The 26771-nt window shown below is 72.7% G+C and carries 24 protein-coding genes; 14 read left to right on the top strand and 10 right to left on the bottom strand.

All coding sequences use genetic code 11. The features are described from left to right. Positions 1-22: 22 nt before the first annotated feature. Positions 23-2062, top strand: coding sequence for a beta-galactosidase (locus OO67_RS20575; protein ID WP_033302492.1), 2040 nt, complete (start codon positions 23-25; stop codon positions 2060-2062). Between the two features lie 149 nt (positions 2063-2211). After that, entirely contained in the window at positions 2212-3030 is an 819-nt protein-coding gene (locus tag OO67_RS20570) for a helix-turn-helix domain-containing protein (RefSeq protein ID WP_033302491.1), read from the top strand. Positions 3031-3040: 10 nt separating this feature from the next. Here the strand turns inward: OO67_RS20570 and OO67_RS20565 are convergent, their stop codons facing one another. Further along, the gene (locus OO67_RS20565; protein ID WP_033302489.1) at positions 3041-3406 is read right to left on the bottom strand and encodes a nuclear transport factor 2 family protein; all 366 of its coding nucleotides are present in this window, start codon (positions 3404-3406) and stop codon (positions 3041-3043) included. 475 nt (positions 3407-3881) lie between these two features. Between OO67_RS20565 and OO67_RS20560 the strand changes: the two genes are divergently transcribed. The 5 genes from OO67_RS20560 (at position 3882) to OO67_RS20540 (ending at position 9208) form a co-directional block, all read left to right on the top strand. Then, the gene (locus tag OO67_RS20560) at positions 3882-5174 is read left to right on the top strand and encodes a YeeE/YedE family protein (protein ID WP_033302488.1); all 1293 of its coding nucleotides are present in this window, start codon (positions 3882-3884) and stop codon (positions 5172-5174) included. 143 nt (positions 5175-5317) lie between these two features. Then, entirely contained in the window at positions 5318-6049 is a 732-nt protein-coding gene (locus tag OO67_RS20555) for a response regulator transcription factor (RefSeq protein ID WP_033302487.1), read from the top strand. Further along, a complete protein-coding gene (locus tag OO67_RS20550) occupies positions 6033-8057 on the top strand; it encodes a sensor histidine kinase (RefSeq protein WP_033302486.1) in 2025 nt (674 codons plus the stop codon). The genes OO67_RS20555 and OO67_RS20550 overlap by 17 nt, the downstream gene beginning before the upstream one ends. 101 nt (positions 8058-8158) lie before the next feature. Continuing rightward, a complete protein-coding gene (locus tag OO67_RS20545) occupies positions 8159-8521 on the top strand; it encodes a hypothetical protein (protein WP_033302485.1) in 363 nt (120 codons plus the stop codon). An 87-nt stretch (positions 8522-8608) separates the two neighbouring features. Beyond that, on the top strand, positions 8609-9208 hold the full coding sequence (locus OO67_RS20540; RefSeq protein ID WP_033302484.1) for a class F sortase: 600 nt from the start codon (positions 8609-8611) through the stop codon (positions 9206-9208). Between the two features lie 113 nt (positions 9209-9321). Here the strand turns inward: OO67_RS20540 and OO67_RS20535 are convergent, their stop codons facing one another. Continuing rightward, a complete protein-coding gene (locus OO67_RS20535; protein ID WP_033302482.1) occupies positions 9322-10488 on the bottom strand; it encodes a PP2C family protein-serine/threonine phosphatase in 1167 nt (388 codons plus the stop codon). A gap of 681 nt (positions 10489-11169) precedes the next feature. Between OO67_RS20535 and OO67_RS20530 the strand changes: the two genes are divergently transcribed. Beyond that, complete coding sequence (locus tag OO67_RS20530; protein WP_033302481.1) at positions 11170-12708, top strand: glycoside hydrolase family 43 protein; 1539 nt, start codon at positions 11170-11172, stop codon at positions 12706-12708. A gap of 61 nt (positions 12709-12769) precedes the next feature. Here OO67_RS20530 and OO67_RS20525 read toward each other — a convergent pair whose 3' ends face one another. Together OO67_RS20525 and OO67_RS20520 are read right to left on the bottom strand one after the other, a co-directional pair. Further along, a complete protein-coding gene (locus OO67_RS20525) occupies positions 12770-13108 on the bottom strand; it encodes a GNAT family N-acetyltransferase (protein WP_033302480.1) in 339 nt (112 codons plus the stop codon). Beyond that, positions 13105-14103, bottom strand: a complete 999-nt coding sequence (locus OO67_RS20520) for a pirin family protein (protein ID WP_033302479.1) — start codon at positions 14101-14103, stop codon at positions 13105-13107. Before OO67_RS20520 ends, OO67_RS20525 begins: the two co-directional genes overlap by 4 nt. 121 nt (positions 14104-14224) lie before the next feature. Here OO67_RS20520 and OO67_RS20515 point away from each other — a divergent pair, with 121 nt between their 5' ends. From OO67_RS20515 to OO67_RS20495, 6 genes are all read left to right on the top strand, one after another. Continuing rightward, positions 14225-14713 carry a carboxymuconolactone decarboxylase family protein gene (locus tag OO67_RS20515; protein ID WP_033302478.1) on the top strand — a complete coding sequence of 163 codons (489 nt, stop codon included), beginning with the start codon at positions 14225-14227 and terminating at the stop codon, positions 14711-14713. Between the two features lie 10 nt (positions 14714-14723). Next, complete coding sequence (locus OO67_RS40500) at positions 14724-14849, top strand: hypothetical protein (RefSeq protein WP_279626904.1); 126 nt, start codon at positions 14724-14726, stop codon at positions 14847-14849. Positions 14850-15140: 291 nt separating this feature from the next. Then, positions 15141-16322: a polyprenyl synthetase family protein gene (locus tag OO67_RS20510; protein WP_033302476.1), complete on the top strand. Its 1182-nt coding sequence runs from the start codon at positions 15141-15143 to the stop codon at positions 16320-16322. Next, entirely contained in the window at positions 16319-17854 is a 1536-nt protein-coding gene (locus tag OO67_RS20505; protein ID WP_033302474.1) for a phytoene desaturase, read from the top strand. Before OO67_RS20510 ends, OO67_RS20505 begins: the two co-directional genes overlap by 4 nt. Further along, positions 17851-18837, top strand: coding sequence for a phytoene/squalene synthase family protein (locus tag OO67_RS20500; protein ID WP_033302473.1), 987 nt, complete (start codon positions 17851-17853; stop codon positions 18835-18837). The genes OO67_RS20505 and OO67_RS20500 overlap by 4 nt, the downstream gene beginning before the upstream one ends. Continuing rightward, positions 18834-19841: a DUF5914 domain-containing protein gene (locus OO67_RS20495; RefSeq protein ID WP_033302471.1), complete on the top strand. Its 1008-nt coding sequence runs from the start codon at positions 18834-18836 to the stop codon at positions 19839-19841. Before OO67_RS20500 ends, OO67_RS20495 begins: the two co-directional genes overlap by 4 nt. Before the next feature lie 3 nt (positions 19842-19844). Here the strand turns inward: OO67_RS20495 and OO67_RS20490 are convergent, their stop codons facing one another. The 6 genes from OO67_RS20490 to OO67_RS20465 all read right to left on the bottom strand — a co-directional run bounded on the left by OO67_RS20490 (position 19845) and on the right by OO67_RS20465 (position 26707). Then, a complete protein-coding gene (locus tag OO67_RS20490) occupies positions 19845-21407 on the bottom strand; it encodes an FAD-dependent oxidoreductase (protein ID WP_033302470.1) in 1563 nt (520 codons plus the stop codon). Beyond that, positions 21404-22138, bottom strand: a complete 735-nt coding sequence (locus tag OO67_RS20485) for a methyltransferase domain-containing protein (protein ID WP_033302469.1) — start codon at positions 22136-22138, stop codon at positions 21404-21406. Before OO67_RS20485 ends, OO67_RS20490 begins: the two co-directional genes overlap by 4 nt. Beyond that, positions 22135-23343 carry a lycopene cyclase family protein gene (locus OO67_RS20480; RefSeq protein ID WP_033302468.1) on the bottom strand — a complete coding sequence of 403 codons (1209 nt, stop codon included), beginning with the start codon at positions 23341-23343 and terminating at the stop codon, positions 22135-22137. Before OO67_RS20480 ends, OO67_RS20485 begins: the two co-directional genes overlap by 4 nt. Continuing rightward, positions 23340-24599 carry an NAD(P)/FAD-dependent oxidoreductase gene (locus OO67_RS20475; RefSeq protein ID WP_033302466.1) on the bottom strand — a complete coding sequence of 420 codons (1260 nt, stop codon included), beginning with the start codon at positions 24597-24599 and terminating at the stop codon, positions 23340-23342. Before OO67_RS20475 ends, OO67_RS20480 begins: the two co-directional genes overlap by 4 nt. A gap of 139 nt (positions 24600-24738) precedes the next feature. Then, a complete protein-coding gene (locus tag OO67_RS20470) occupies positions 24739-24969 on the bottom strand; it encodes a hypervirulence associated TUDOR domain-containing protein (protein WP_033302465.1) in 231 nt (76 codons plus the stop codon). A gap of 220 nt (positions 24970-25189) precedes the next feature. Further along, on the bottom strand, positions 25190-26707 hold the full coding sequence (locus OO67_RS20465) for an alpha/beta fold hydrolase (RefSeq protein WP_033302463.1): 1518 nt from the start codon (positions 26705-26707) through the stop codon (positions 25190-25192). Positions 26708-26771 lie beyond the last annotated feature (64 nt).

Below are 26771 nucleotides of genomic sequence, written 5' to 3'. Positions count from 1 at the left end.
GCGGTACACCGGAAGGACCGACATGATCTCCACCCTCCTGTCCCAGGTGCGGCACGGACCGGACGGTGAGGCCGTGCCCTGCCTCGCGTTCGGCGCCGACTACAACCCCGAACAGTGGCCCCGGGAAGTGTGGGAGGAGGACATACGGCTGATGCGCGAGGCCGGGGTGAACATCGTGTCGCTGGCGATCTTCTCCTGGGCCCGCATCCAGCCGTCCCGGGAGGAGTGGGACTTCGCCTGGCTCGACGAGGTGATGGACCTCCTGCACGGAGGCGGCATCGGCGTGGACCTGGCCACCGCGACGGCGTCGCCGCCGCCCTGGCTGACCGCGGCACACCCGGAGATCCTTCCGGTGACCGCCTCCGGCGAGACGGTGTGGCCAGGAGCCCGGCAGCACTGGCGTCCCACCTCCCCCGTCTTCCGCGAGCATGCCCTGCGGCTGGTGCGCAGGATGGCCGAACGGTACGCCGGCCACCCCGCGCTGGTCGCCTGGCACGTCTCCAACGAGCTGGGCTGCCACAACATCTACGACTACTCCGACGACGCCGCACGAGCCTTCCGCGACTGGCTCCGCACCCGCTACACCACCCTCGAGTCCCTCAACCACGCCTGGGGCACGGCGTTCTGGGCACAGCGCTACAGTGCCTGGGAACAGATCCTGCCTCCCCGGCTGGCCGCCTCCCACCCCAACCCGACGCAGCAGCTGGACTTCAAGCGCTTCTCGTCCGACGCGCTCAAGGAGTACCTCCGCGCCGAACGGGACACGCTGCGGGCGATCACTCCGGCCGTCCCGGTCACCACGAACTTCATGGTCATGGGCGGGACCAAGGGGATGGACTACGCCGACTGGGCCGGTGAGGTCGACTTCGTCTCCAACGACCACTACGTCGTGCCCGGTCCGCAGAGCCGCGACGAGCTGTCCTTCTCCGCCAACCTCGTCAGCGGCATCGCCCAGGGGCGTCCTTGGTTCCTCATGGAACACTCGACCAGCGCCGTCAACTGGCAGCCCGTCAACCTGGCCAAGGCGCCCGGCGACCTCGCCCGCGATTCGCTCCTGCACGTCGCCCACGGGGCCGACGCCGTGTGTTTCTTCCAGTGGCGCCAGTCGGCGGCGGGAGCCGAGAAGTACCACTCGGCGATGCTGCCGCACGCGGGGGCGGACAGCGAACTCTTCCGCGCGGTGACCGACCTCGGACGGAAACTCCGCGCGCTCGCCCCGGTCGCCGACTCGGTGCGCGAGCCTGCTCCGGTCGGCATCCTCTTCGACTGGGACTCGTGGTGGGCCAGTGAGCAGGACTCCCACCCCACCTCCCGCCTCGACTACCACCAGGAGGCGCTCGACTGGTACTCCGCACTCCTCGGCCTCGGAGTACGGGCCGACGTGGTCACCGCCCACTCCGACCTGAGCGGGTACCAACTCCTGGTCGCGCCCGTGCTGCACGTCGTCCCCGCTGCGCTGGCGAAGGAGCTCACCCGCTACGCGGAGAACGGCGGCCATCTGGTCACCACGTACTTCTCCGGCGTCGTCGACGAGAACGACCACGTCTGGCTCGGAGGCTACCCGGGGGCGCTGCGAGAGCTGCTCGGCATCCGCATCGAGGAGTTCGGGCCGCTCGCGGACGGCGACACGGTCGACGTGGACGGCGCGACGGGCAGCCTGTGGACCGACCGGATCACCGTCACCGGCCCGGACGTGGAGATCCTTGCCCACTACCGCAGCGGTGCTCAGGCCGGCCACCCCGCCATCACCCGGCGGACAGCCGGCCGGGGCTCCGCCTCGTACGTCTCCACCCGCCTCGGCGCCGGCGGACTCACCGGGCTGCTGCCACAGTTGCTCGCCCCCGCAGGCGTGGCCGGTGAACTCCCGCAGGAAGTGGCAGGCAAGGTCGAGCTGGCCGTGCGCCGAGGAGCCGGCCGGCGATACCTGTTCCTGGTCAACCGCACCGACGAAACGGTGCCGGTGGCCGGCCTCGCCGGGGACCTCCTGATCGGCGGTGCCGAGGCGGGCACCGTCCTCCTGCCGCCGAGAGGAGTCGCCGTCCTGCGGCAGTCTGCCCCCTGACGACCTCCGGCGGCCTTCACACGCACCCTCGTGACCTGCGGGCCGGGGGTGCGGCCGCCGCTCAGACGGGGAGGCCGACGCATCCTTTCCCTGAGGCGGGCATGTCCGGGTTCGGCAGATCGGATAACGTCTCGGCCATGACGACTGCCATGGCCAGGACGGTCGATGAAGTGAACGTCGGAAGCCTGCTGCGGGGCTGGCGCAAGCTGAGACGTATCACGCAGCTCGAACTGGCCCTGAAGGCCGACAGCTCCGCACGCCACATCAGCTTCATCGAGACCGGACGGTCCACGCCGAGCCGCTCCATGGTGCTGCATCTGGCGGAGCATCTCGACGTTCCCGTGAGGGAGCGCAACTCGCTGCTGCTGGCCGCGGGTTACTCTCCCTCGTATCCGGAGACGTCGCTGACCGCCCCGGCGATGACGACGCTCCGGGCCGGCCTGGAGCAGTTGCTCACCGCGTACGAGCCACACCCCGCCCTGGTGATGGACGGGATGTACGAAGTGGTGACCGCGAACAGGGGCGTGCACGTGCTGCTCGACGGCGTGGCCGGTCACCTGCTGCAGTCGCCCATGAACGCCATGCGCCTGACGCTGCACCCGCAGGGCCTGGCCCCGCGGATCCGTAATCTCGGCGAGTGGCGTGCCCATCTGCTGGAACGGATGGAGCGGCAAGCCGCGCTGCGTTCCTCGGAAGCGCTGCGCAGCCTGTACGAGGAGGTCGCCGCCTATCCGGCACCGGCGGGAGACAACTCGGCCGGCCCGGACCGGCACACGGACGGGCACGGCCTGTCGGCGCACCCGTACGCGCTGCCGCTCCGGATCGAGGCGGGCGGCAGGGTGCTGTCGTTCATCTCGACGGTGACGACGTTCAACACACCCATGGACGTGACCGTCTCCGAGCTGGCGGTCGAGACCTTCCTGCCCGCGGACCCGGAGACGGCCGCCGCTCTCCAGGCGGCGCGCTGAGGCGCGGAGTTCATCCAGGACGACGGTCCAGGAAGCCCGCGACGCCGGTGATGCGGCCGTCATCGGCAAGCGTGATCACGTCGAAGCCGGCGGCGGGGGAGGACCCGTCGGCGGAGGAGACCAGGTCCCATGTGAAGCGCACCAGGTGGTGGTGCGCGTCGGGCTTTCCGGTGAGCTCGAAGGTGAACCCGGGGAACTGCTCATGGGCGCCGGCGATCGCCGCCGCGATCCCTTCGTGGCCCTGCGCGTCGCCCAGCGGGTCGGTGTACGTGCCGTCCTCGGTGAACGCCGAAGCGACAGCCTCGGCCAGTTCCTCGGGGGTGACGGCGTTCCAAGCGGTGAAGTAGCGCTCCACAGCGTCCTCGTGCATGGTCACGACAGTGTCCTCTCGTCGTCGGGGCGCACCCGAACGGTGCGTTCGCGGCGGGTCGTCCGCGTGCCGCCCTGCCTGCTACCGCAGCGTGCCGGACTCGTCGCGGCGGGTCGATTACCGCTGAGGTAATCACCGGGCCCGGGCCGACCGGGTCCTCACCGCCGTATTCAGGACCATGCGCGATGCCGGCCCGGCCGCGCTCACCCGACCCGACCCGACCCGACCCGCACTCACTGCACGCGCCGCGAGACCCGAGAACCTTTCCGCATGGCGAGACAGCAGGGCATCCGGAGTGAGGCCGTCCGTATATTCGTACGCATGTCTGCATCGGCCCTGCCACTGTGCCTCGCACTGTTCGCGCACTCGGAGTGGTGCGTCGACGACGGACTCTGTCGCGGCTGAATCCCGCGCCGGCAGCGCGTGCGCGCCGCCGACGGTCGATACCGCCGTCCGTCCGAGCACCATCCGGAGACTTCTCGTGACCACCGCGCCACCCGCCGGGCCGGCCGCGCCGCCGCGCGCCCTGCCCGCCCTGCTCGTCCCTTCCCCCACCTCGGTGCCGCGACCGGAGGCACCGTCCCTGCCCCCGGTGCGCAGGGCGCCACTCCTCGTGTCCGGAGTGCTCGCCGTGGCCCTGACCGCATACGTATGGTCTTCACACGGCGCCCAACCGGGTGTGCTGCTCCTGCTGGGGCTCGGCCTGGGCGTCGCCCTCTTCCACTCGCGGTTCGGCTTCACCTCCGCCTGGCGGCAGCTCGTCGCCGTCGGCAACGGCACCGGGCTGCGGGCGCACGCGCTCCTGCTCGGCACCACGGCCACGCTGTTCGCGCTGATCATCGGTACGAGCACCGGCCTGTTCGGCTCGCAGCCGGCGCCTTCCGGCGGAGCCGTCGGAGTCGGTCTGGTCGTCGGGTCGCTGCTCTTCGCCGTCGGGATGCAACTCGGTGGCGCCTGTGCCTCGGGCACCCTCTTCGCGGTCGGCTCGGGGCAGACCTCGGTGCTGCTGACCCTCGGCGGGTTCATCGCGGGTGCCACGCTCGCCGCCTGGCAGTTCGACCTGTGGAAGGACCTTCCCGCCTGGGAGCCCGTCGTCCTCTCCGACCACATCGGCTGGTTCGGCTCGTGGGCGGTGACGATCGCCGCGCTGCTGCTGGTGGTCGTGGTCACGCGACGCGTCCAGGCCCGGCGCAACCCGCCTCCCCTCGGCGCCGTACCCTCGGCTCGCACCGCGCTCGTGCGGGCCGTCCGCGGCTCCTGGCCACTGGCCGCCGGCGCCCTGGCGCTGGCCGTGCTCGGCGCGGGCGTGCTTCTGGTCTCCGGCGGCGCCTGGGGCGTCACGAGCGCCTTCAGCCTGTGGGGATCGGAGCTGGTGGGCGTACTGGGCGGCCATCCTGAGAACTGGACCTGGTGGCGGCAGGAAGGCAACGCGGAGATGCTGGCGGGCCCGGTCCTGGCCGACAAGACCAGTCTCACCGACATCGGCATCATGATCGGTGCGGCGGTGGCCGCCGCGCTCGGCGGTACCTGGGCCCTGCACCGTGGCATCCCCTGGCGCACGGCCGTCGCGTCGGTGCTCGGCGGTGTGCTGATGGGTGTCGGGGCCAGGCTGGCGGGAGGCTGCAACATCGGTGCCTACCTGGCGGGCGTCTCCTCGGGCAGCCTGAGCGGCTGGCTGTGGGGAGCCGTCGCACTCGTCGGTACCTGGGTCGGGCTCAAGCTGCGCCCCCTGTTCGGCCTGGGCAACCCCAAGCCGGGCGACGGCGTCTGCTGAACACCCGAGGCTGCCACGTCGGACCGGCTGCCGCCCGGGAGCGGGGACCGGCTCGGAGCCTGGCCGCCGGTACCAGCCGCCGCCGGAGGCCCCCAGCGGCAGCGCGCGGTCCGCGGCCGGGGGCCTCCTCTACGATCATCCCCGTGTGCGCAAACGTCATAGTCGCGGAAGACGACGCGAAACAGGCCGAGTTGGTCCGCCGCTACCTCGAACGTGAGGGCCACGCGGTCACGGTGGTGTCCGACGGCCTCGCCGCCCTGGAGCAGGCCCGGCAGGGGGCGCCTGACCTGCTCGTCCTCGACGTGATGATGCCGCGGGCGGACGGCTTGGACGTGGTCCGCATCCTTCGCGCCGAGGAAAGGGACGTGGCGGTCCTCATGCTGACCGCCCGGGCGACGGAGGACGATCTGCTGCTCGGGCTGGACCTGGGCGCGGACGACTACATGACCAAGCCCTACAGCCCGCGGGAGCTCATGGCGCGCGTGCGCACGCTCCTGCGGCGTACCCGGAGCCCCCGGCGGGACGGAGGACCCGAGGACGGGCAGGTGCTGCGGGTGGGGACTCTCGCCGTCGATCCCGTTCGTCACGAGGTGGCGGTCGACGGTGTGGGGGTCGAGTGCACTCCGGGGGAGTTCCGGCTCCTCGAGGCGATGGCCGCCGAGCCCGGACGCGTCTTCACCCGTGAGCAACTGCTGGCCGAACTCCACGGGTTCGACCGGTACATCAGCAGCCGGACGGTCGACGTGCACATCATGAACCTCCGTAAGAAGATCGAACGCGCGCCCCGGCGCCCGGTCCGGCTGCTCACCGTCTTCGGAGTCGGCTACAAACTCATGGACCCGCTGAAGGGGGTCCCGCGTGCCCCGGCGCACTGAGCCCGGCGGGCAGCGCCTGCGGCTGCCGTTGCGCAAGAGCCTCCTCGGCAGGCTGCTCGCGGTGTCGGCGCTCGTCGCGGCCTGTTCGGTCGCCGCGACCGCGTGGCTGGCCGTACAGACCACGTCCGGTGCGATCGAGCAGGAGCAGGGCCGCAATCTCGCCGCCGACACCCGTGTCCTCGACGCCCTGCTCGCCTACGCGGCCGAACACCCCACCTGGGACGGCGCAGGTGCCACCGTGGACGAGCTCGCCGACGATTCCGGCCGGCGGATCACGCTGACGACGCAGAGCCGGGAGATACTCGCGGACTCCGCCGGCTCCTCCCCGCCGCCGGCTCTGCCTCCCCAGGCATCGGCGGTCGTCGACCCGCTGTCCGTCGCCGCCGTGTCCTCCGGACCGGAGGCGGTGGCCGGGTCCGTGACGGTCGCGGCACCGGGCACGGACGGGGAGCAGCGCTCCGGGAACGACCGGGTCGACCCGCGGGCCGTCGGCCCGTTCAGGCTGTCCGAGGCAGAACGTACGTCGTTGAGACGCACCGCGCAGGAGGCGGTGCAGTGCCTCAGCCGGTCCGGGATCGCCTCGGATGTGGTGGAGGGACCGAGCGGGCGGCCCCGGATCCAGGTCGTGGGCAACGATCCGGAGCGCGTACGCGGCAGCCGGTGCTCGACGGACGCCCTGGACCGGCCCACCGCCACCGAGGCCAAGGCGCTCACGGAGCTGAACGAACTCGTCAACGCCTGCCTGGACCGGCAGGGGCGCGAAGCCGTCCGCCTTGATCTCGACCTCTCCTGGAACTCGGGCGAGGAGGCCTCCCAGGCGTCGGCCGTGCCCGAGCCGACTCCGGTTCCGGTTCCCAGCATCAGTGTTCCGCAGGAGCCCACGCCGACAGCGGTCGCGACTCCCGCGCCCCTCGACAGCGAGAACGACCGCGACATCGCCTCGTGCGTGGGCATCGCCCGCCAGGAGCAGCTCAGTTCGTATGTCGCCTCACCCGCACTGCTGTTCATCAGCGATCCGGGAGGCGGAGCCGTCCCCGGCTTCGAGCTGTCCCCCGCGAACACGGCGAAGATCACCGGGGTCGCGGCCCTCGTCCTCGCGCTCACCGTCGGCGCCTCGGTCCTCGCCGGAGTCCGGCTCGTGCGGCCCCTGCACGCGCTCACGGGAGCGGCCCAGCGCATGCGGGACGGGGAGGCCCCGTCGCAGGTGGTGGTCGCCGCGGACAACGAGATCGGCCGGCTGGCGGCCGCCTTCAACGACATGTCGGCACATCGCGCGCGGCTGGAGGAACAGCGCAAGGTGATGGTCAGCGATGTCGCGCACGAACTGCGCACCCCCCTGAGCAACATCCGAGGATGGCTCGAGGGGGCCCAGGACGGTATCGCCGACGCGGACGCGACGTTCGTCTCCTCGCTCCTGGAGGAGGCGCTGCAACTGCAGCACATCATCGACGACCTCCAGGACCTGTCGGCGGCCGACGCCGGCGCCTTGCGCCTGCACCCCGAGCCCGTACGGATCGAGGAACTGCTCACCCATGTCGTGGCGGCCCACCAGGCGCAGGCCGACGCGGCCGGGGTCGGCCTCACCGTGGCCGCCCCGGACGGGCAGGAACCGGTTCCCGAACTCGCGGCCGACCCGGTCCGGCTGCGGCAGGCGATCGGCAACCTGGTGTCGAACGCCGTACGCCACACCCCGGTCGGCGGGCGGGTGACGCTGCGGTCGTACACGACCGGGTCCGGCGGGGCGGACGAACGGGTGGTGGTGGAGGTCGCGGACACCGGCAGCGGCATGGCGCCGGAGGACCTGCCGTACGTCTTCGACCGCTTCTGGCGTGCGGAGAAGTCACGCAGCCGGCGCACCGGGGGCAGCGGCCTGGGGCTGGCGATCGTCCGCAAACTCGTAGAGGCACACGGCGGCACGACCGCCGTGGCCAGCACGGTGGGCCAGGGGTCGGTGTTCACCCTGCGGCTCCCGCCGGCCGGCCCTGATCCGATGAACACGGTGGTCTGACAGCTTCCTCACAACTTCGCTCCAGTCTGTGGGCAAGCCCGGCGCCCGACGCGCATCAGTGCGCGGGCACCACCAACGCCGAGCTGGAATCGGAGTTCTTCATGTCCCTTCGTCCCACCCTGCGCACCGCAGTCCTCGCCGCCGCCGGCCTCGGAGCGGTCCTGCTTCCGTCCGCCGTGGCCGTCGCCGACACCTCGCCCACGCCGGCGCCCGCCAGGAGCACCGCGAGCCAGAGTCCCACCCCCGCGCCCGGCGGCGCCGAGCCCACCGAGGCGGCCGCTCCGGTCCCGGCGGAGTCCGTGCCGGCAGGCACGGTGCCGCGGGGCGGCGTCGACGCCGGGGAGCGTCCGACGCAGGGCACCGACGGCACCGCGCTGTACGGTCCCGCGGCCGGCGCGGTGCTGGTCGCGGGCGCCGGTGTCCTCGTGCTCCGCCGCCGGTCCGCCGCCCGGCGCAACGGCTGACCCCCACGGTGGCGCCGCCCCCACCCGGGGGTGGCGCCACCCGCCGTTCGTCCTCCCGCTCCCACTCGCCCACCGCACGGAGAACTCATGCCCCTCACACCGCACTCGTCCAGGCCGGGTGCCGTGGCCATGGCCGCAGCCGGTCTGCTGCTCGCCACTGTCACCGGCTGCGGAGCGGGCGACGCGCCCGAGCCCTCCGCCAGGACGGCGTCGCACGCACGCGCCGTGCCGGAAGCGCCCAAGGCGCCGGCGCCTACGCGGCTGACGGTCCCGTCGCTGGGGATAGACAGCGAACTGCTGCGGCTGGGCCTCAACGAGGACGGCACGGTCGAGGTCCCGCCGGCCGAGAAGGGCATGACGGCCGGCTGGTACGCGGGCGGTGCCGTGCCCGGAGAGCCCGGTGCCGCGGTACTCATCGGTCACAACGACACACGGTTCGGCGAGGCCGTCTTCCACGACCTGCACACGATCGGCGTAGGCGAGGGCATCACCGTCTACGGCGGTGAGGGCAAGGAGGCTCACTTCACGGTCACCGGCACGGAGACGGTCCGCAAGAACGCGTTCCCCACCGAGAAGGTCTACGGGGCCACCGACGAGCGTGTGCTTCGGCTGATCACGTGCGACGGGGCGTTCGACGCGGCCGGCCACCCCGTCGACAACCTCATCGTGTACGCCACGCTGCGCTGACGGGGGAGCGAGGCGCACCGAGCGCGGGAGGCGTGCGGACTCCCCTCCCGCCGCTCACGCGCCGGTCCGCGTCGTACTGCCGACCGGTGCCCGCAGTGGTCACGGCTCCGGTGTCACCCGCCCGTCCTCGGTGGAGCATGCTCCACACGGGTGACGGCGACAAGGGCCAGATCGTCGGTCAGGACCCCGTCGGTATGGGTGTGGACCGCCCGGGTGAGCCTCTCCACGACAGCCGGTGGCCCCTGGCGCCACGACTGGCGGAGGTCCTCGTGGGGTGCGTAGAACCGTCCCTCGGAGTCACGGGCCTCCAGGAGGCCGTCCGTGCACAGCAGGAGCAGGAGCAGGTGGCCGGGGCCGAAGGGACGGGACTCGTCGTTCCACAGGCCGGTGTCGAACTCGCCGAGACCCAGAGGCAGTCCGGGATGTTCGGGCTCCCAGACCTGCAGGGAACTGTCACTCACCAGGAACGCCGGACAGTGCCCGCGGCTGATGAGACGTACCTCTGTACCGTCGTCCGGGATCTGGGCGATGGCCGCTGTGATGAAGTGTTCGCCGCTCACGGTGGTCTCACCGCTGACCGCGGCGGTCTCCCGGGTGTGCCGGGTGACGGCCTCGTCGAGGTGGCGGGCCAGCTCCGACAGGGTCGGGGTGTGGTGCGCGGCTTCGTGGAAACTGCCCACCAGGGCGGCGACGCCGGGAATGGAGTTCAGCCCCTTGCCGCGGACGTCACCGATGAGCAGGCGCACACCGTACGGGGTGTGCTCCGCCGCGTAGAGGTCGCCGCCGACGGACGCCGCGGCGGACGCCGCTTCGTAGCGGACCGCGATCCAGGTGTCCCCCCACCACGCCCGTACGGGCGGGAGCACGGCGCGCTGGGCGCTCTCCGCCACCCGTTCGGCTCCCTGGAGCCGGCGTCGGAGGGACAGCCGCAGCCGGCACAGGGGAACGGACGCCCAGGCGAGGACCACCATGGAGACGTAGTCGACCACGGCGTGACCGCCGTCGGACGAGAGGTGTCCCGCGAAGAGAAGGACCAGCCCGGCCAGACTGTTGAGGACGGCCACTCCGACCACGGCCCGCAGCGAGTACACGCAGGACGCGATCATGGAGCTGAGGATCAGGAACACGTCTCCGCTGAAGGCTCCCGGAGTGGGGAGGTCGATCGCCAGCGCGAGTGCCACCAGCGCCAACGGTGCGAGCCGTGCCCACCGTGGGAGCAGGTCGCTCTCGTTCGCCGGTGCGTGCGACATCAGCCCTGTCGTGGTGCGGTACGGGCTCACGGCATCGCCTCCGGGGTGCAACGGGCAGGTCGCCGCCACAGGCAGGCCCGTCCGCGTCCTCCCTCGACCTTGGAGCCGGAAGCTCCTTCCCGCACTCGGAAGCCGGGCGTCCACGAGCGGACGAGGGGTGCGGCCTCCTCGGAGGTCTCCGGCCCGCCGCAACTCTTGACGAGTACGCGTACGCAGGCCAGAAGTTCTCGCCCGACACCGGCCACAACACGGGCTACGACCACTCGGACACCCACATCAGGGGCTTCTCCACGTGGCCGGGAGGCCAACAAGGAGTACCTCGCCGACGGCTTCGCGCCTCACATCAAGGGCCGTGCCCATGTGGAGCCGGGCGACTCCGACTACGACCACGGGGCCTCCGCGACACTGGAGTACGCGCTGACCGGGCGTTCGGTGAGGGACCCGGCGTCGCCGGTTCCCACGCCCGACGGGTTGCGAGGCGTTCGCGTGATCGGTTAGTCGAAGCGCTTCGATCCAGGCCTCCGGTGAGTCGGCTCGCCCCTCAGGATGTCGCCCGGGCGCAGGATCCGGTCCCCGCACGCTCGGTCTTCGTGCGGAATCCGTGTGTTCGGTAGAGACTCTTGACGTTCCTCCGAACGGCTGCCATCGTCGAAGCGCTTCAACGATCATGGCCTTGGGACTCGGTCCTGGCCCCAGCTCCGAGGACGGACCATGGCGTTCTTCGACAATCCCGTGATACCCGGCTTCAGCCCGGATCCGAGCATCTGCCGCGTGGGCGAGGACTACTACGTGGCCACGTCCAGTTTCGAGTACGTACCGGGGGTGCCGCTGTGGCACAGCCGGGACCTCGTGCACTGGCGGCTGGTCGGACACGCGCTGGACCGGCCCTCGCAGTTGACGCTTCCCGAGACGGCCCCGTCCTCGTGCGGGGTGTACGCGCCCACGCTTCGGCACCACGACGGACGCTTCTGGATGATCACGACCGTAGTCGCCGATGCGGGCACCGTCCTGGTGACCGCCGAGGATCCCGCGGGGCCGTGGTCGGAACCCGTGCCGGTCGGTATACCCGGCATCGACCCCGATCTGGCCTGGGACGAGGAGGGGCACTGCTGGTGCGTGTTCTCCCACGACGGTATCCGCGGGGTGCGCATCGATCCCAGGACGGGCGAGCTGCTCGGCGAACCGGTGGAGATGTGGTCGGGCAGCGGGCTCCAGTACCCCGAGGGCCCGCACCTCTACCAGGTCGGCGGCTGGTGGTATCTGCTGTTGTCGGAGGGCGGGACGGAGCGCGGGCACGCGATGTCCGTGGCCAGGGCCCGCTCTCTGCAGGGACCCTTCGAACCGCACCCGGGCAACCCCGTGCTGTCCCACCGCAGTACAGGTCACCCGGTGCAGAGCACCGGCCACGGCGACCTGGTGCAGGCGCACGACGGAACGTGGTGGATGGTGCTCCTGGGCACCCGGCCCCGTGGGGACACCCCGGGGTTCCACGGTATGGGCCGGGAGACATTCCTGGCTCCCGTGAGGTGGGAGGACGAGTGGCCGCTGCCGGGGCCGCTGGAACTCCGCGCCCCCGCCCCGGGACTGGTCCCGCACCCCTGGCCCGCCGAGCCGGATCGCGACGACTTCGGCTCCGGCGCGCTCGCGCCGTGCTGGGTCTCCCTGAGGAGCCGCGATCCCTCCGCTGTCCGACTGGACGAGCAGCCGGGCCACCTGGTGCTGCACGCCCGTGCGGACGGGCTGGACCAGCCCGGCGCGGTGTTCGTGGGACGGCGCCAGCGTGCTGCGGACTGCAGTGCCCGGACGCGGATCGACACCGGCCGAGGAGGCCGTGGCGGCCTCGCCGTACGGCTCGACGAGGCGCATCACTACCAGGTGGAGACGGAAGAGGGAGTGGTGCGTGCGGTCGCCCGCATCGGCCCGGTGCGTCAGACCGTGGCCGAGCGGGCCGTGCCGACGGGCCCTCTGACACTGCGGGTCGACGTGACCACCACGGGCGTCCTGCCGCCCACGGTCACCGTACGTCCTGCGGACCCCGACGCCGCGGCGCCGTCCGGCCTCCGCGTCGGCGGCCCCGACACCCTCCGCCTGGGGTACGAGACGGACGACGGATCTTTCGAGATCCTCGCCGAACTCGACGGCCGTTACGTGACCACGGAGGTAGCGGGTGGATTCACCGGCCGAGTCCTCGGCATGTACGCGACCCGGGGCGCCCCGGCGTTCGACTGGTTCGAGCTGCGGCCCGCCTGACGGAGCCCCAGGGCCACGCCCCGCCCGCCGTCCGGGCGTGGCGGGGCGTGGGAGAGGGTGTTCAGCGAGCCAGGGTGGTCTCCAGCCACTGCAGGATCTCGGGCGTGACCGGGTCGGTGAGGTCGGCGAACTCCTCCTGCTTCTTGAGGAACTTCGCCACGTAGGGACAGACCGGAACGATCCGCCCACCCGAGGACCGCACGTCGCTCAACGCCTCCCGTACGAGGACGGAGGCCAGTCCCCGGCCCGCGAAAGCGTCATCGATCTCGGTGTGGAAGAACACGCGCTGCCCGTCGCGGTCGCGGTAGGCGGTGAACCCCGCCCTTTCTCCGTCGACCAGGATCTCGTAGCGGTGCCTGGCGTCCACGTTCCGGACGATCGGGGTGGTGGCCTGGTTCATCGTGTGCTGCCTTTCGGGCGGGTCGGGTTGCCACGCGGTGCGATGGTGGCATTGGGGAGGGCCGGGGCGGGGATACGGTCGCCGGGGTAGCCGTCGACATGACCGAAGCGGCCGGAGCCGGCCTCCCAGTCCTGCCGCGCCTCGACGATGTCCTCATGGCTACGGCCCACGAAGTTCCACCACATGACGATCCGTTCCCCGAACGGGGTTCCGCCCACGAGCACCGCCCGAGCGGGCGCGTCCGTCTCGTTGACCAGGGTCACCTCTGCGTTCCCCGGGCCGAGGTAGCCCAGTTCGCCACCGCGCAGCAGCGTCCCGTCCGTGCGGATGTCCCCCTGGTCGACGAGGAGGCCGTGTTCGAAGGCGGGGTCGGTGTCCAGGGTCGTGGTGGAATGCGGGGCGAGAACGATCTCGGCACCGAGCAGTGGGGTGAAGGTGGGGACCGGCGAGGTGTCTCCGGCGAGGGATCCGAGGAACACCCTGATCACGGCTCCGTCCTGGCGGACCGGCTCCGGCGCATGGTGCCGGAAGTCGCGCCCCGTGTCCCGGTGTCCTTCAGGAAGCGCCACCCACAGCTGGACGCCGTGCAGAACCGTGGTTCCGGGGGTGGAGACCTCCGTGTGGCTGATTCCGTGACCACCGGTCATGAGGTTCAGCTCTCCTGGGCGCACGAAGGCGTGGCTCCCCATGCTGTCGCGGTGCTCGATCTCCCCGCTGAACAGCCAGCTGACGGTCTGCAGGCCGATGTGCGGATGCGGGGCCACATCCATTCCGCCCGTCTCGGCGACGTCGTCGGGACCGTAGTGGTCGATGAAGCACCAGGCCCCGATGAGCGTGCGGGCTCTCTGCGGCAGCGTGCGCCGCACCGTCATCGCCCTCGGGCCGCCCAGCGGCACGTCGCGTGGTGTCAGCACGTCGACGCCGGTGCCGAGGGCCGGCTCCCGGTCACCGGCGGCCGTGCGCGCGGTGTCCCGGCCCATGCCGACTCCGCTCATCGCGGGACCCCCTGCGCGACAACGGTGCTTTCATGTTCAACAATCATGCTTGATGATAAGCCGTCGCCCGTTCGGGCGAACGGCACGACGAGGGGCGGCACGCCCTGGTGAGGAGTCCGGAGTGAACGGTACGGAGGCAGTCCGTGCGGAGAAGCGGGTCTACGTCGACAAGCAGAGCCCGAAGGCCTACCACGCCCTGACGGCCACGGCCGAAGCGGTGCGCGCGGTGGCCCAGGAGGCGGGGCTGGACCGCACGCTGGTCGAACTCGTCAACCTCCGGGTGTCACAGATCAACGGCTGCGCGTACTGCCTGGACGTCCACACCCGGGCCGCGCTGCGTGCGGGCGAGACGGCTCAGCGGCTCGGAGTGCTGGCAGCCTGGCGCGACACCGAGGTCTTCACCCCGCAGGAGCGTGCCGCCCTCGCGCTGGCCGAGGCGACGACGCACCCCGCGGACGCCGCCCTTCAGGAGGACGCCTACGCCGCGGCACGCCAGACCCTGTCGGACGACGAGACGGCCGCCGTGGTCTGGGTGGCCGTCACCATCAACGCGTTCAACCGGGTCTCGATCATGAGCAAGCACCCCGTCCGCGGTGTCCCCAGGCAGTGAGGTGACCAGCATGACCGCCGTCCCGGGGCGCTGCTGCGGTTCCTCGCGCCCCGGAGAGGCCCTGCGGAACGCGCGTCCCCAGGTGAAGGTCCACCGCCACGGGGGCCGCACGTCCTGGGTGTCGGACAGCGAGTGAACAGAGCGGCCGGCCCTTGCGTCCACGTGCCCGCCCGGAACGGAACGGCCTGACAGGAGCCGAGGGCTTCCCGCCGCACCGGTGCTCTGCGTGCCGCAGCCTGCCGTCGCCGACGGGAAGACGCCGGGCTGCGGCGGCTTCCTGATCCGGATCCCTCCTTTCCGTCCGCCGACCGGGTGAACTCCGCTCCGACAGGGCCGTGTGCCGGGCAGGCATAGGGGCATCCGCGAACCTCGCGGCCGGAAGCACCGGTGGACGCGCGAGCGGACAACCGGGCGAAAGGGGCTCTCCATGCTCGGTCCACGGGCGACGCGGGCGGGCACCGGCGGGATCGCCGGACCCCACCCCGGCTCCGGCGCGGGCACAGGCCCAGGCCCGGCCCCGCACACTGCCGCAGAGGCGGCCGCGGCCGTGGACGCCGTCCTCGCGGAGTACCTGCGGACCAGGCTGCGGGAAGCCAGGCGCGTCGACCCCGTGTTCGCCGAGGAGGTGGCCTCCCGGGTCGCCACATTCGTCCTGCACGGCGGCAAAAGGCTGCGGACGGCCTTCGTCTGGTGCGGCTGGCTCGCCGCCGGAGGCGCCGGAGACCCCCGGACCCCGCTGCGCATCGGCGCCGCACTGGAACTTCTGCAGGCCTGCGCGCTGGTGCACGACGACGTCATGGACGAGTCGCCGGTACGCCGGGGCGCGCCCGCCGTGCACGCGGATTTCGCACGCGTGCACAAGGCGGGCCGCATGCGCGGTTCCGCCGCGTCCTACTCGGCCACCGCCGCGGTGCTCGCCGGGGACCTGGCGCTGGCGTGGGCCGACGATCTGCTCACCGAGACCGCGCTGGCGTCCCCGTACGGCGAACAGCTTCACCGGGAGTGGCAGGCGATGCGCGGCGAGATGGTCGCCGGCCAGTACCTGGACATGCGGGCACAGGCGACGGGTTCGTCCGACACCGCCCAGGCCAGGAACATCGCGACGCTCAAGAGCGCGCTCTACACCGTGGAGCGTCCGCTCGCCCTGGGGGCGTCCCTGGCCGGGGCGGATGTCCGCGTCACGGACGGGCTGCGGTCCGCCGGACGGTGCGCCGGACTCGCCTTCCAGCTCCGTGACGACCTGCTGGGCGCGTTCGGGGATCCGGCCGTGACGGGGAAGCCCGCAGACGAGGACCTGCGCGGACGCAAACTCACCTACCTCCTCGCCGTCGCTCTCCGGCGCGCCGCCGAGTCGGGAGACACCGATGCTCTGGCCGTGCTCGGCCCCGAGGGGGTCACAGGTGGCGGAGGAACGGTCGACCGGATGCGCGCCGCCCTGGAACGTACGGGCGCGCGGGTGCTGGTGGAGGAGGAGATCGCCGAGCTCTCGGCGTCGAGCCTGAGCCACTTCGCGTCCGTCGGCGCGGACGCCCGGGCCCGGCGGGAATTCGCCGCCCTGGTGGCCAGGGCCGTGGGCACCGGCCCCGTCCGGGACGGGGAGGGCGGATGAGAACCGTGTCCGGCCCCACGGACCACGTGGTGGTGATCGGCGCCGGACTGTCCGGCCTCGCGACCGCCCTCCATCTCCTCGGCGCCGGACGGCGGGTGACCGTGGTCGAACGGCACGCCGGGCCCGGAGGACGTGCGGGACGGCTCGAACTCGGCGGATACCGGGTCGACACCGGGCCGACGGTGCTGACCATGCCGCACCTGGCCGACGAGGCCTTCGCCGCCGTAGGGGACAGTCTTCACCGGAGGGTGGAGCTCGTCCCGCTGCACCCGGCCTACCGGGCCCGCTTCGCGGACGGCAGCGGCCTGGACGTCCACACGGACGGCGACGCCATGGAGGCCGAGGTACGGAGGTTCGCCGGGGGGACGGAGGCTGCGGGGTACCGCCGGCTGCGCCGCTGGCTGGAGAAGCTCTACCAGGCACAGATGCACCGCTTCATCGACACCAACTTCGACTCGCCCTTCCAGCTCCTGCATCCGGACCTGGCCCGGCTGGCGGCCCTGGGGGGCTTCGGCCGGCTCGATCCGCAGATCGCCAGATTCCTCTCGGACCCCCGGCTGCGCAGGGTGTTCTCCTTCCAGTCGCTGTACGCGGGAGTCGCCCCGGCCCGGGCGCTCGCCGCCTACGCCGTCATCGCCTACATGGACACGGTCGCGGGCGTCTGGTTCCCGAAGGGCGGCATGTACGCACTGCCCCGGGCGATGGCGGACGCCGCCACCGACGCCGGAGGCGAGTTCCGCTGGTCCGCGGAGGTGAGCGCACTGGAACGGTCGGCGGGGCGCGTCCGGGCCGTACGGCTGGAGTCGGGTGAACGGATCGCCTGCGACGCGGTCGTCCTGACACCGGACCTGCCCGTCGTCCACCGCCTCCTGGGCCGGACGCCACGCCGGCCCGTGCCGCTGCGCCACGCGCCGTCGGCCGTGATCCTGCACGCCGGCACGGACCGTACCTGGCCGGAGCTGGCGCACCACACGCTGTCCTTCGGCGCGGCCTGGGAGCGCACATTCGACGAACTCACCCGGACCGGGCGGCTGATGAGCGACCCGTCGCTGCTCATCACCCGTCCGACGACGCACGACCCGTCCCTCGCGCCGCGCGGCCGGCACCTGCACTACGTCCTGGCCCCGTGCCCCAACACCACCGCCGGCTACTCGGCGGGTGCCTGGCGCGGCCTGGGACCGCGCTACCGGGACAGTCTGCTGGCGGAGCTGGAACGCCGGGGGCTCCACGGCTTCGAGGCGTCGATGGAACGGGAACTGCTGGTCACGCCGATGGACTGGGCGGCCCAGGGGCTCGCCGCGGGGACCCCCTTCTCCGTGTCGCACACCTTCGCGCAGACCGGCCCCTTCCGGCCCCGCAACCTCGTACGCGGTCACGACAACGTCGTCCTCGCCGGATGCGGAACCACACCCGGGGTGGGCGTGCCCACCGTCCTCGTCAGCGGCAAGCTCGCCGCCGCCCGCATCACGGGCCCTCCCCGCGCTACGGGTGCGCGCCGTCGTCCCCCCGTCACCGAAGGGCATGCCAGATGAACCGACGTGAACTGGACGCCGCAGGGATCACCGGGCCCGACCTGCGCGCCGCCTACGCCCGGTGCCGCCAGCTCAACGCGCAGCACGGCCGGACGTACTTCCTGGCCACCCGGCTGCTGCCCGTCGAACGCCGCTGCGCGGTGCACGCGCTGTACGGCTTCGCCCGGTGGGCCGACGACATCGTGGACGACCTGGACCGCAGGCAGCCCACCGGGGAACGCGACCGTCTGCTGCGTCTGCTGGAGAACGACCTGGCCCACGCACTCCGCACGGGAAGCGGTGACGAGCCCGTGGTCAGGGCAGTGTCGGACACCGCCCGGCGCTACGCCATCGACCACGCCCTGTTCGCCGACTTCATGGCGTCCATGCGCAGCGATCTCACCGTCACCGACTATCCGACGTACGCCGATCTGCGGGCCTACATGCACGGTTCGGCAGCGGTGATCGGCCTCCAGATGCTGCCCGTGCTCGGGGCGGTCGTGGCCAGGGAGAAGGCGGCTCCGCACGCGGCCGCCCTCGGTGTGGCCTTCCAGCTGACCAACTTCCTGCGGGACGTGGGCGAGGACCTGGACCGCGGGCGCGTCTACCTGCCGGCGGACCTGCTCGGCGCCCACGGCGTGGACCGGCCCCTGCTGGAGTGGAGCCGCCGCACCGGACGTCACGACCCGCGGATCCGGGCGGCCTTCGTGGAGGCCGAGGCGGTGATCCGGGCCGTCTACCGGGAGGCGGCGCCGGGCATCGCCATGCTGGAGCCGCGGGTACGGCCCTGCATCCGTACGGCGTTCGTCCTGTACCGGGGGATCCTCGACGCGATCGCAGCCGACGACCACCGGGTGCTGCACCGGCGTGCCGTGGTGCGGAGGCGCCGGCGGGCCGTCACCGCCGCGGCCGGTGTCGTACGGATCCTGGGAGCACGGATGCGCACCCGGCCGCCCGGCCCGGCGCAGGGAGCGGTCGCCGGAGCGGAGGGCTCCCTCCGGTGAACGGTCCGCGCCGACGGAGGACATGGACGTCACCCCTGCGGGTGCGGCGCGCTCCCCGCTGGGAGCGGCAGACTCCCACCTGGCGTGAGGCGAAGCCCGCACTGATCGCCGAAGCCCTGAAGCGTGCCGCCGCCCGGCCGTCGGGCAACTGGTACGTCGTCGGGGCCTCCCGGGAGATCGGCGGGCGGGACCGCCCGTACGGGCGGACGGTCGCCGGGGTGGAGGTCGTCCTGTGGCGGTCCGGGGCCGGTGCGCTGCACGCCGGGCCGGGGGAGTGCCCCCATCTGGGAGCCCCGTTGCGCGACAGCCGGGTGGCGTGCGGGACGCTCGTGTGCCACTGGCACGGCCTGGCCCTGGACGGCGGGCCGTTCGCCGGATGGGAGCCGTATCCCGTGCACGACGACGGGGTGCTGGTCTGGGTGCGGCTGGACCCGGCCGGTGGCGAAGCTCCGCTGGAACGCCCCGTCGTACCGGCGAGACCCGTACCGGCGGCCGCGGTGGAGGCGGTGTTCACGGCGGTGGGCCGGTGCGAACCCGAGGACGTGGTCGCCAACCGGCTGGACCCCTGGCACGGTTCCTGGTTCCACCCGTACGCGTTCGTCGGACTGAGGGTGACCGGCACTCCCGAGGACGCCGGGGACGACGCGTTCGCCGTCGACGTCTCGTTCAAGGTCGCCGGACGGCTGGTGGTTCCGGTGCGGGCGGTGTTCACCGCGCCCGGACCGCGCACGGTGGTCATGCACATCACGGACGGCGAGGGCTCCGGGTCGGTGGTGGAGACCCACGCCACGCCGCTCACCCCACCCGGTGCGACGGCCCCGCGGACGGCCGTGGTCGAGGCCGTCGTCGCGGCCTCGGACCGGCGGGGCTTCGCCCTGGCGCGAGCCGTCGCGCCCGCGCTGAGGCCGTTGATGCGCCGGACGGCCGGCCGGCTCTGGCGCGACGACCTGGCCTACGCGGAGCGCCGCTGGGCGCTGCGGAGCACCGGGCGCTTCCCCGGCTGAGCGTCAGTGCCTCGCGGCCATGCCCGCGAGGGTGCGCAGGACACGGGAGCGCCCGGCGCGCGGGACGGTCCAGAGCACCTGCCCCCGGACGCCCCAGCCGGCGAGGAGCGCGTTGGCCGCCAGGAATCCCGAGGTCGCCGCGCGCTCCATCAGAGCCACGGGCAGGCCGGTGCGGACCAGGTCGCCCGCCAGTGTGACGCGAGGGTGGGGCGTGCGCACGCCCGGACGCCGGTGGTAGCCGCCCACGGTGAAGACGGGGCAGTCCGCGCGCCACTCGTGACGGGCGTCGACGGCTTCGGCGTCCGCGGTCTCGGGATAGATCTCGTGCAGCCGGTCGAGCATCCGGCGCTGTACCTCCTTCGGTTCGGCGCCCTCGTCGACGGCGTAGGCGTGCAGTTCGACCACGGAGCCGCCCGTCCGCGCGGCCCAGCGGGCGGACTCGCCTTCCCAGCGGTCGAGGACGCTGACGTTGTCGAGCCCGTCGAAGCCGCTGGTGCCGAGGAACCCCGCGCGGTCCTCGCGCACGGGGCGGTCGAGCCAGAGCCGTGACACGAGGAACGGCGGTGCGGTGCGCAGGGCCGCGATGTCCGCGCGCCACGAGGCGTCCCCCAACTGCTCGGACGCGGAGACGACATGGCGAAGGCCGTCCGTGTCAAGGGCGAGGACGACGGCCTGGTGGCGGTCGGCCGCCCCTTCGGTCTCCACGGTCAGGTCCCCCTCGGCGGCCGGGCGGAGACGGTGGACAGGAGTGCCGGTGCGCACCTCGGCGCCGAGCCGGCCCAGATAGCCGCCCAGAGGTTCCCAGAGCGCCTGGGGGAACGGGTCGCGCGGCACGTCGAAGAGGAGGCCCTCGGACGACCCGAGGAAGTAGATGTGGAACATCAGCAGCAGTTCCGCGGCCGACAGCTCGCGCGGGTCGGCGAAGAAGCTGCGGGAGAACACCTCGAAGGCCAGGTGGTGGGCCGCCTCGGGGAAGTTGATGCGGCGCAGGAAGTCCTCGGCGCTGATCCCGTCGAACCGCTCGTACACCTCGGGGACCCGCACGTCCAGGAGGGGCAGGGCCTCGCGGGGGTTCATCGCGGCGAGGTCGCGCCAGCCGAACGACGGGCTGAGCGCGACGAATCCGAGCGCGCTCCACGGTGGGGTCCTCGGCACGCGGGCGAACCCGTCCGCCATGCCGTCACGGTGCAGGAGGGGGTAGTCCGGCAACGGGGTGAGCGACGCGAGTCCGGGATCCGTACGACGCAACAGCCCGCGCAGGTTGTAGTACTGGCGGAAGAAGGCGTGGAAGCCGCGGCTCATCGTCGCCCCCGACCCGTCCGCCAGACGGACGGGCCAACCGGCGAGCCGGCCGCCGAGGGAGTCCCCCTTCTCGTACAGCGTCACGCGGACACCGCGCTCGGCGAGTGCGGTCGCCGCCGCGATGCCGGCGATGCCGCCGCCGATCACCGCCGCCGATGGTGCGTCGCCGGTGAGGCGCTCGAGCCCCGGTCGGGGCACGAGCACCTCCGCCCGGCGGTCGCGTCCGTGCCGGGCGGCGCCGGACCGGTGCCCGCGGGCTCTCATGACGCCTCGGGACCGGTGGATCCGGCTCCTCGCCGGGCGAGGAACACGTGGACGATCCCGGCCTGCCAGCCGCTGACGGGAACGGTCCGCACGAACGGGAATCCGGCCCTGGTCATCCGCTGTGCGAAGACGGGCGCCGTGTCGAACGTCAGGACGCTGCGCCAGAGGTGGTGGTACAGCTCGCGGTTTCCTGTCAGCGTGCCCACCGGGACGATGACACCCCGGCAGACCGTGTTCCACACGGCCCGGTGCACCGCTGAGCCACTGAGGCTGTACTCGTGGACCAGCAGGCGGCCGCCGGGACGCAGCAGGGAGCGCACGGCCCCGAGGACCTCGCCGGGTACCGCGACGTTGCGGAACAGGTAGGCGGCGAAGACGGCGTCGTACGAACCGTCGTCATCGGTGACGGCGAGGTCCTCCGCGGACCGGTGCAGGAAACGGACGTTCGGCGGCCAGCGTTTCGCGCGCGCACGGTCCAGCATGCCGACGGAGGCGTCGACGGCCGTGATCCGGGCATGGGGAGCGGCCCGGAGCAGCGCCCGCGTGGACGCGCCCGTACCGCATCCGAGGTCGAGCACCCGCAGTCCCCTTCCGCCACGGGGCAGCCGCAGGCGGTGCGCCGAGCGGAGGAGACCGGACCGGTAGCCCGGATGCAGCGCGGTGAGCCGGTCGTACGTGTGGGACGCGTGATCGAAGGCGCGCGCCAGGTCGTGGTCCCGCAGGAGGGTCATCGGGGGCTCTCTTCGGATCGGCCGGTGGCCCGGCGGGCGAGGAAGGGGAGTTCGGCCGCGGTACGGAGCATCGGGCCCACGGGCGTACGCAGGCCGATGCCGAACTCCTCCCACGGCGTGCTTCCGCCGTCGAGGAAACGCAGAAGCCGCTCCATGGGGACGCGGCGGAAGAGGTCGGTGAAGAAGCGCGGTCCGTCCACGCGGCCGGTGTCGAGGGCACGGAGCAGCACGGCGTCCATGGCGAGAGCTCTCCGGCCGTGCGGCGGAGGCACGACACCCGAGGATGCACGCAGTGCGGTGGCGATGGCCCGGCTCTGACGCTGCACGGCGGCGAAGGTGTAGCCGGTCGCCGGGCGGGTGGCACCCCCGGCGGCCCCGATACGGAAGGCTGCGCGGCCGGTCCGGCGGGGGAAGCGCGCGTCGGTCATGGGGATGGCGCCCTGCTCCGCCGACTCCACGGTGAAGCGGCCGAGCCGCAGCACCTCCCCGGTGTACTGCAGCAGCGCGGCTTCGTACGCGTCTGTCGTGAGCGGGGTACGGGAGAACTCGGTGTACTCCACCAGAGCACGGTCCGGTGCGAGGGGCAGCACGTAGCCGAACGCGAGTCCGTGGCCGGGCTGCGGGACCCGGAAGTCCATGAGGTCCGCCACTCCCGGATCGAAGCGGGGGACGGCGGTCCGCACGAACCAGCCCCGGAAGTGCTGCAGCAGCAGCGTGCGGTGCGGCGGTGTGTCCCGTACGGGCCGTGAGTCGAAGACGCGTCTGCCGTGCAGGACGAGCGGTTGTCCACCGGCCGTCGTGCAGCGCACTTCGGCACCGTACGGCGCGTCGCGCACCTCGTGTGCCGTGGCACGCAGGACGCGTGCCGCCGGGGACGCCGCCAGCCGGGAGTGGACGAGCCGTTCGAAGGGGCCGGAGCGCACCATGCGGTAGCGCAGGGGTGCGGGGGCCGACTCGATGACGGCGCCGTCCGGCCCTCGCACCCGCAGCCGCTCCCAGGAGGCGACGACGGCCTCCTCGAACTCGCCGGCCCCCGCCTCCCAGTAGCACCACGTGCGTTCCGCCGGGCGCAGCGGTCCGTCGGGTGCCTCGACCAGCGTCACTCCCGTGCCGGTACCGGACAGCCAGTGAGCGAGACAGAGTCCGGCGGCGCCACCGCCCACGACGACGGCGTCGTCCAACCGGCCCTGAACAGGCGCGGTCACCTCCTGGAGGCCCGCGCCGCCGACCGGTCGGCCAGGACCTCGCGTGCCGCCCTGCTGCCGGAGGCCAGAGCCCCCTGCACCGACCCGGTCGCGCGATGGTCCCCGCACACGTACCGGGCTGGTGCGAAACGGGTCGTACGGCTCAGTGGCCAGGGAGGCCGCATAACGGGCAGGGCGCCTTCCACGGTGTAGGCGGCGACCGCGTCCCACCTACTCGTGTCCGTGTCGTACAGCTCGGCCAGCCGCGCGCGGACCGTCTTCTCGGGCGGACCCGAGCCGAGGACGGAGGTGGACACGAGCGCCGTGCCCGGGGGAGCGTAGGTGGGGGTGACCTCGGTGAGGACACAGCTGTTCAGGAGGGCGAGGCCGCTGTCCACGAGCAGGGTCGGCTCGGTCAGCGGTGACCGGTCGGCCGCGTGGTAGTACGTCGTCACCGTACGGCTGTCCGGTACCGGCAGACCGGGCAGCAGCCGGGCGGCGGTGGTGGAGTCGGTGGCCACGACGACGGAGGCGGCCGGCCGCTCACCACCGTCGGCCAGCAGAACACCGTGGTCCGTGACTCCGGCGACGGCCGTGCCGAGCCGAAGCGCGCCCTCCGGCAGCCGGGCGGCGAGCTGGGCCGGCACGGCGCCGATGCCGTGGGCGGGCAGACAGAGCGTGCCCCGCGCCATGCTCCGCCAGACCAGGTGAAGGAAGCGCGCGGAGGTCTCCAGCCCTTCCTCCAGGAAGACCCCGGACAGGAAGGGCCGCAGGAGATCCTCGATCGCGCGCGGCGACAGCCCGGCGCGGACGAGGGCCTCCGACGCGGTGCGGTCGGGCATGTGCCCCAGGCGCCTCGCGGGAAGCAGGACGTCGCGGGCGGTGAGCGCGGCGAGCGCGGCGAGGTCGCGGGCCGCGAGGGCGCGCCCCGGCAGCAGCTGGGCCGCGTCACCCGGCCGCCGGGTCGGGTCGGTGACACGCACCCGTCCCGAGGGCGTCCGGGCGATGAGCCCGGGGGTGAACGGCCGCAGTCGCAGGGCGCGCAGGTCGAGACGCCTCTTCACCTGCGGGTAGGAGGTGTTGAAGACCTGGAAGCCGCGGTCCAGGAGGAAGCCGTCCCTGCGGTCCGTACGCATCCGGCCGCCCACCGCGTCGGACGCCTCCAGCAGCTCGACGCGGAGGCCCGCGCCGCTGAGGTCGAGCGCGCAGGCCAGTCCCGCCAGGCCGGCGCCGACGACGACGGCGTCCGGCGCCGGTGGGTGCTGTCGGTTCGTCATCCGTGCCCCTCGGCTTGGTCCCGTACGGCTGACGGGTTGTCAAGCCGATCACGTTCCGGGCGCCGAAGCCAGCAGCCGCCACGGAGATCGCCTCTTCGGGTGACCCGTGTGCCTGCCCGGGGCGCCGTTCCCCAGGCCGTCAGGAGCCGTCGCGCTTCTTCCGCAGGGAGCCGGGCTTGTGAACGGCGGAGCGGCCGGACTTGTCGCTCTCCACCTCGAACTGAGGATCCTCCTCCGAGGCGTCCACGGTCCGTCCCGCGGCGCTTGTGCGGTCCGTATGCTTCTTGGTCACTTTGCCCGTCACGTTCTGCCCATGGCTCTTCCAGGTGACCTTGTCGCCCTTGCCCAGGCTGTCGTCCTTCTTCGTCACAGCAACCTCCTCGAACGGGCGGCCGATCCCGCCACGCACCCTCCAGCGTCGTGCAGATCGCACCGCCGCGCACCCGCGCGTCCGAGGGGGCGGTGTCCACCGGAACCACCGCGTCACCTTCCGGGCGCCCCGGTGCAGGTGTGCCCAGCCGCGGCGCCCGGCGTGCGACTGGTCCCACCGCGCATCCGGGAGCGGGCCGGAACGCGTCCGGAGGGCCGGCTCAGACGGTCAGGTGGCCCAGAACCGTACGCATCGCGTGACGCACGGCCTCGCGCGATTCATCGGTCCGGTCGACCGTCTCGAAATCGTGATGACCGTTCGGCACGTCGATCACCTGGATGTCCGCCCCGCTCTCGCGCGCCGCGGTGAGGAACTCCTCCACGGTGGCCGCCACAGCGGCCGTCTCGAGCCCGGCACGCACCAGCACGAGAGGCAGGGAACCCGCGGCGGCGACCGCGTTCGCCGGGTGGAAACGGCTGTCCAGCCGTCCCCAGTTCGGCAGAGCCGCCATGACGGGGTAGTTGGCCGCCAGGCAACGCAGCCAGGGTGGGGTCCTTCCCATCCAGTCCGCGGTGAGCGGACCGCTGCCCGAGAAGAACCACAGGGCGACCCGGTCCCCGTCCACCCGCGGATCGGCCCGGACCCGCTCGACCGCTTCCGCCACGTCGGCAGCCGCCGTCGCGTAGTCGGTCACGGCATGCAGGCGGTGGTCGAGAGTCACCCCCACCACGCCCTGGCCGGCGGCGTAGCGGGCGTATCCCACCAGGCCCGGCCAGTCCCGTGGGGTCGGGCGGGCTCCGCGAGGCACCGGGCCGCCGTGGACGAAGACCACCGCCGGGCGCGGGCCACGGGCGTCGGGCGGCAGGTACAGGTCGACGTTGCCGCTGCGCTCACGGGGGAGCTCCGGCACGTCCAGCAGGAACGGCTGCGCCTCTGTGGCGCGCCTCGGAGTCAGGCGGTGTCCCTCGCCGGCCGCTGCCTTCAGCAGTGTCCCGGCCAGTGCGGTGGGGTCGGACAGCATCGGCCAGTGCCCCGTGTGCAGTTCGAAGAAGGTCACCCGGGGGTCGGCGAATGCCTGCAGAGTGGGTTCACCGAAGTCCACCTGCGCCTGGACCATCGCGATGCTCGCACCGTTTCCCGTGCACAGCACCGCGGCCGTGGGAAGCGCTGCCGCCGCACCGGTCAGCGTCAGTGGCCGGAGCAGCGTGCCGAGCGGCTGCGGCGAGGCGAGGGCGGTGAGCCGGTCGAGCGCGGCGTCAGGGATGCCCGCGGTGCTGCCCAGGAACTGCCACGCGTCGCGTTCCGGAGGCGCCAGCGCCGCGCCCGCTCCCTCGGCGCTTCCCCCGGCGGCTTGGAGCGCCTGTTCGCGCAGACCCCGGTCAGCCACGGCGGCCAGGGCCGGGACGCCGTCCCGGGGCAGCCCCGAGTCCAGGTAGACGATCCGGGCGACCTTCTCCGCACGCCGGTCGGCGGCGCCCAGGACCGGATGGATGCCGTAGTCGTGGCCGACCAGCACGATCTCCTGGCCCGCCTCCTTCCCGGCCGAGTCGATCACGGCGAGGACGTCGGCGATGTGCGTCTCCAGATCGATCTCCGTTCCCCCGGCGGGGACGGGACCGCCGAGCCCGGCCAGGGCCACGGCATGGACCTCGGCACCCGCCTCCGTCAGCCGCGCGGTCGCGTCGGCCCACACGTGCGGGCCGGTGAACACACCGGACACCAGGATGAACACGGTCATGGTCTCTCCTCGGTACACCTTCGTCGGCGAACCGGGCCCGATCGCCCGGCCGCTCTCGCGGGTA

Origin of the sequence: Streptomyces atroolivaceus (genome assembly GCF_000717025.1) — a bacterium.
Classification (GTDB): domain Bacteria; phylum Actinomycetota; class Actinomycetes; order Streptomycetales; family Streptomycetaceae; genus Streptomyces; species Streptomyces atroolivaceus.
Note: the sequence above shows the minus strand (reverse complement) of the source record. Positions and strands in the feature narration are given on the sequence as shown.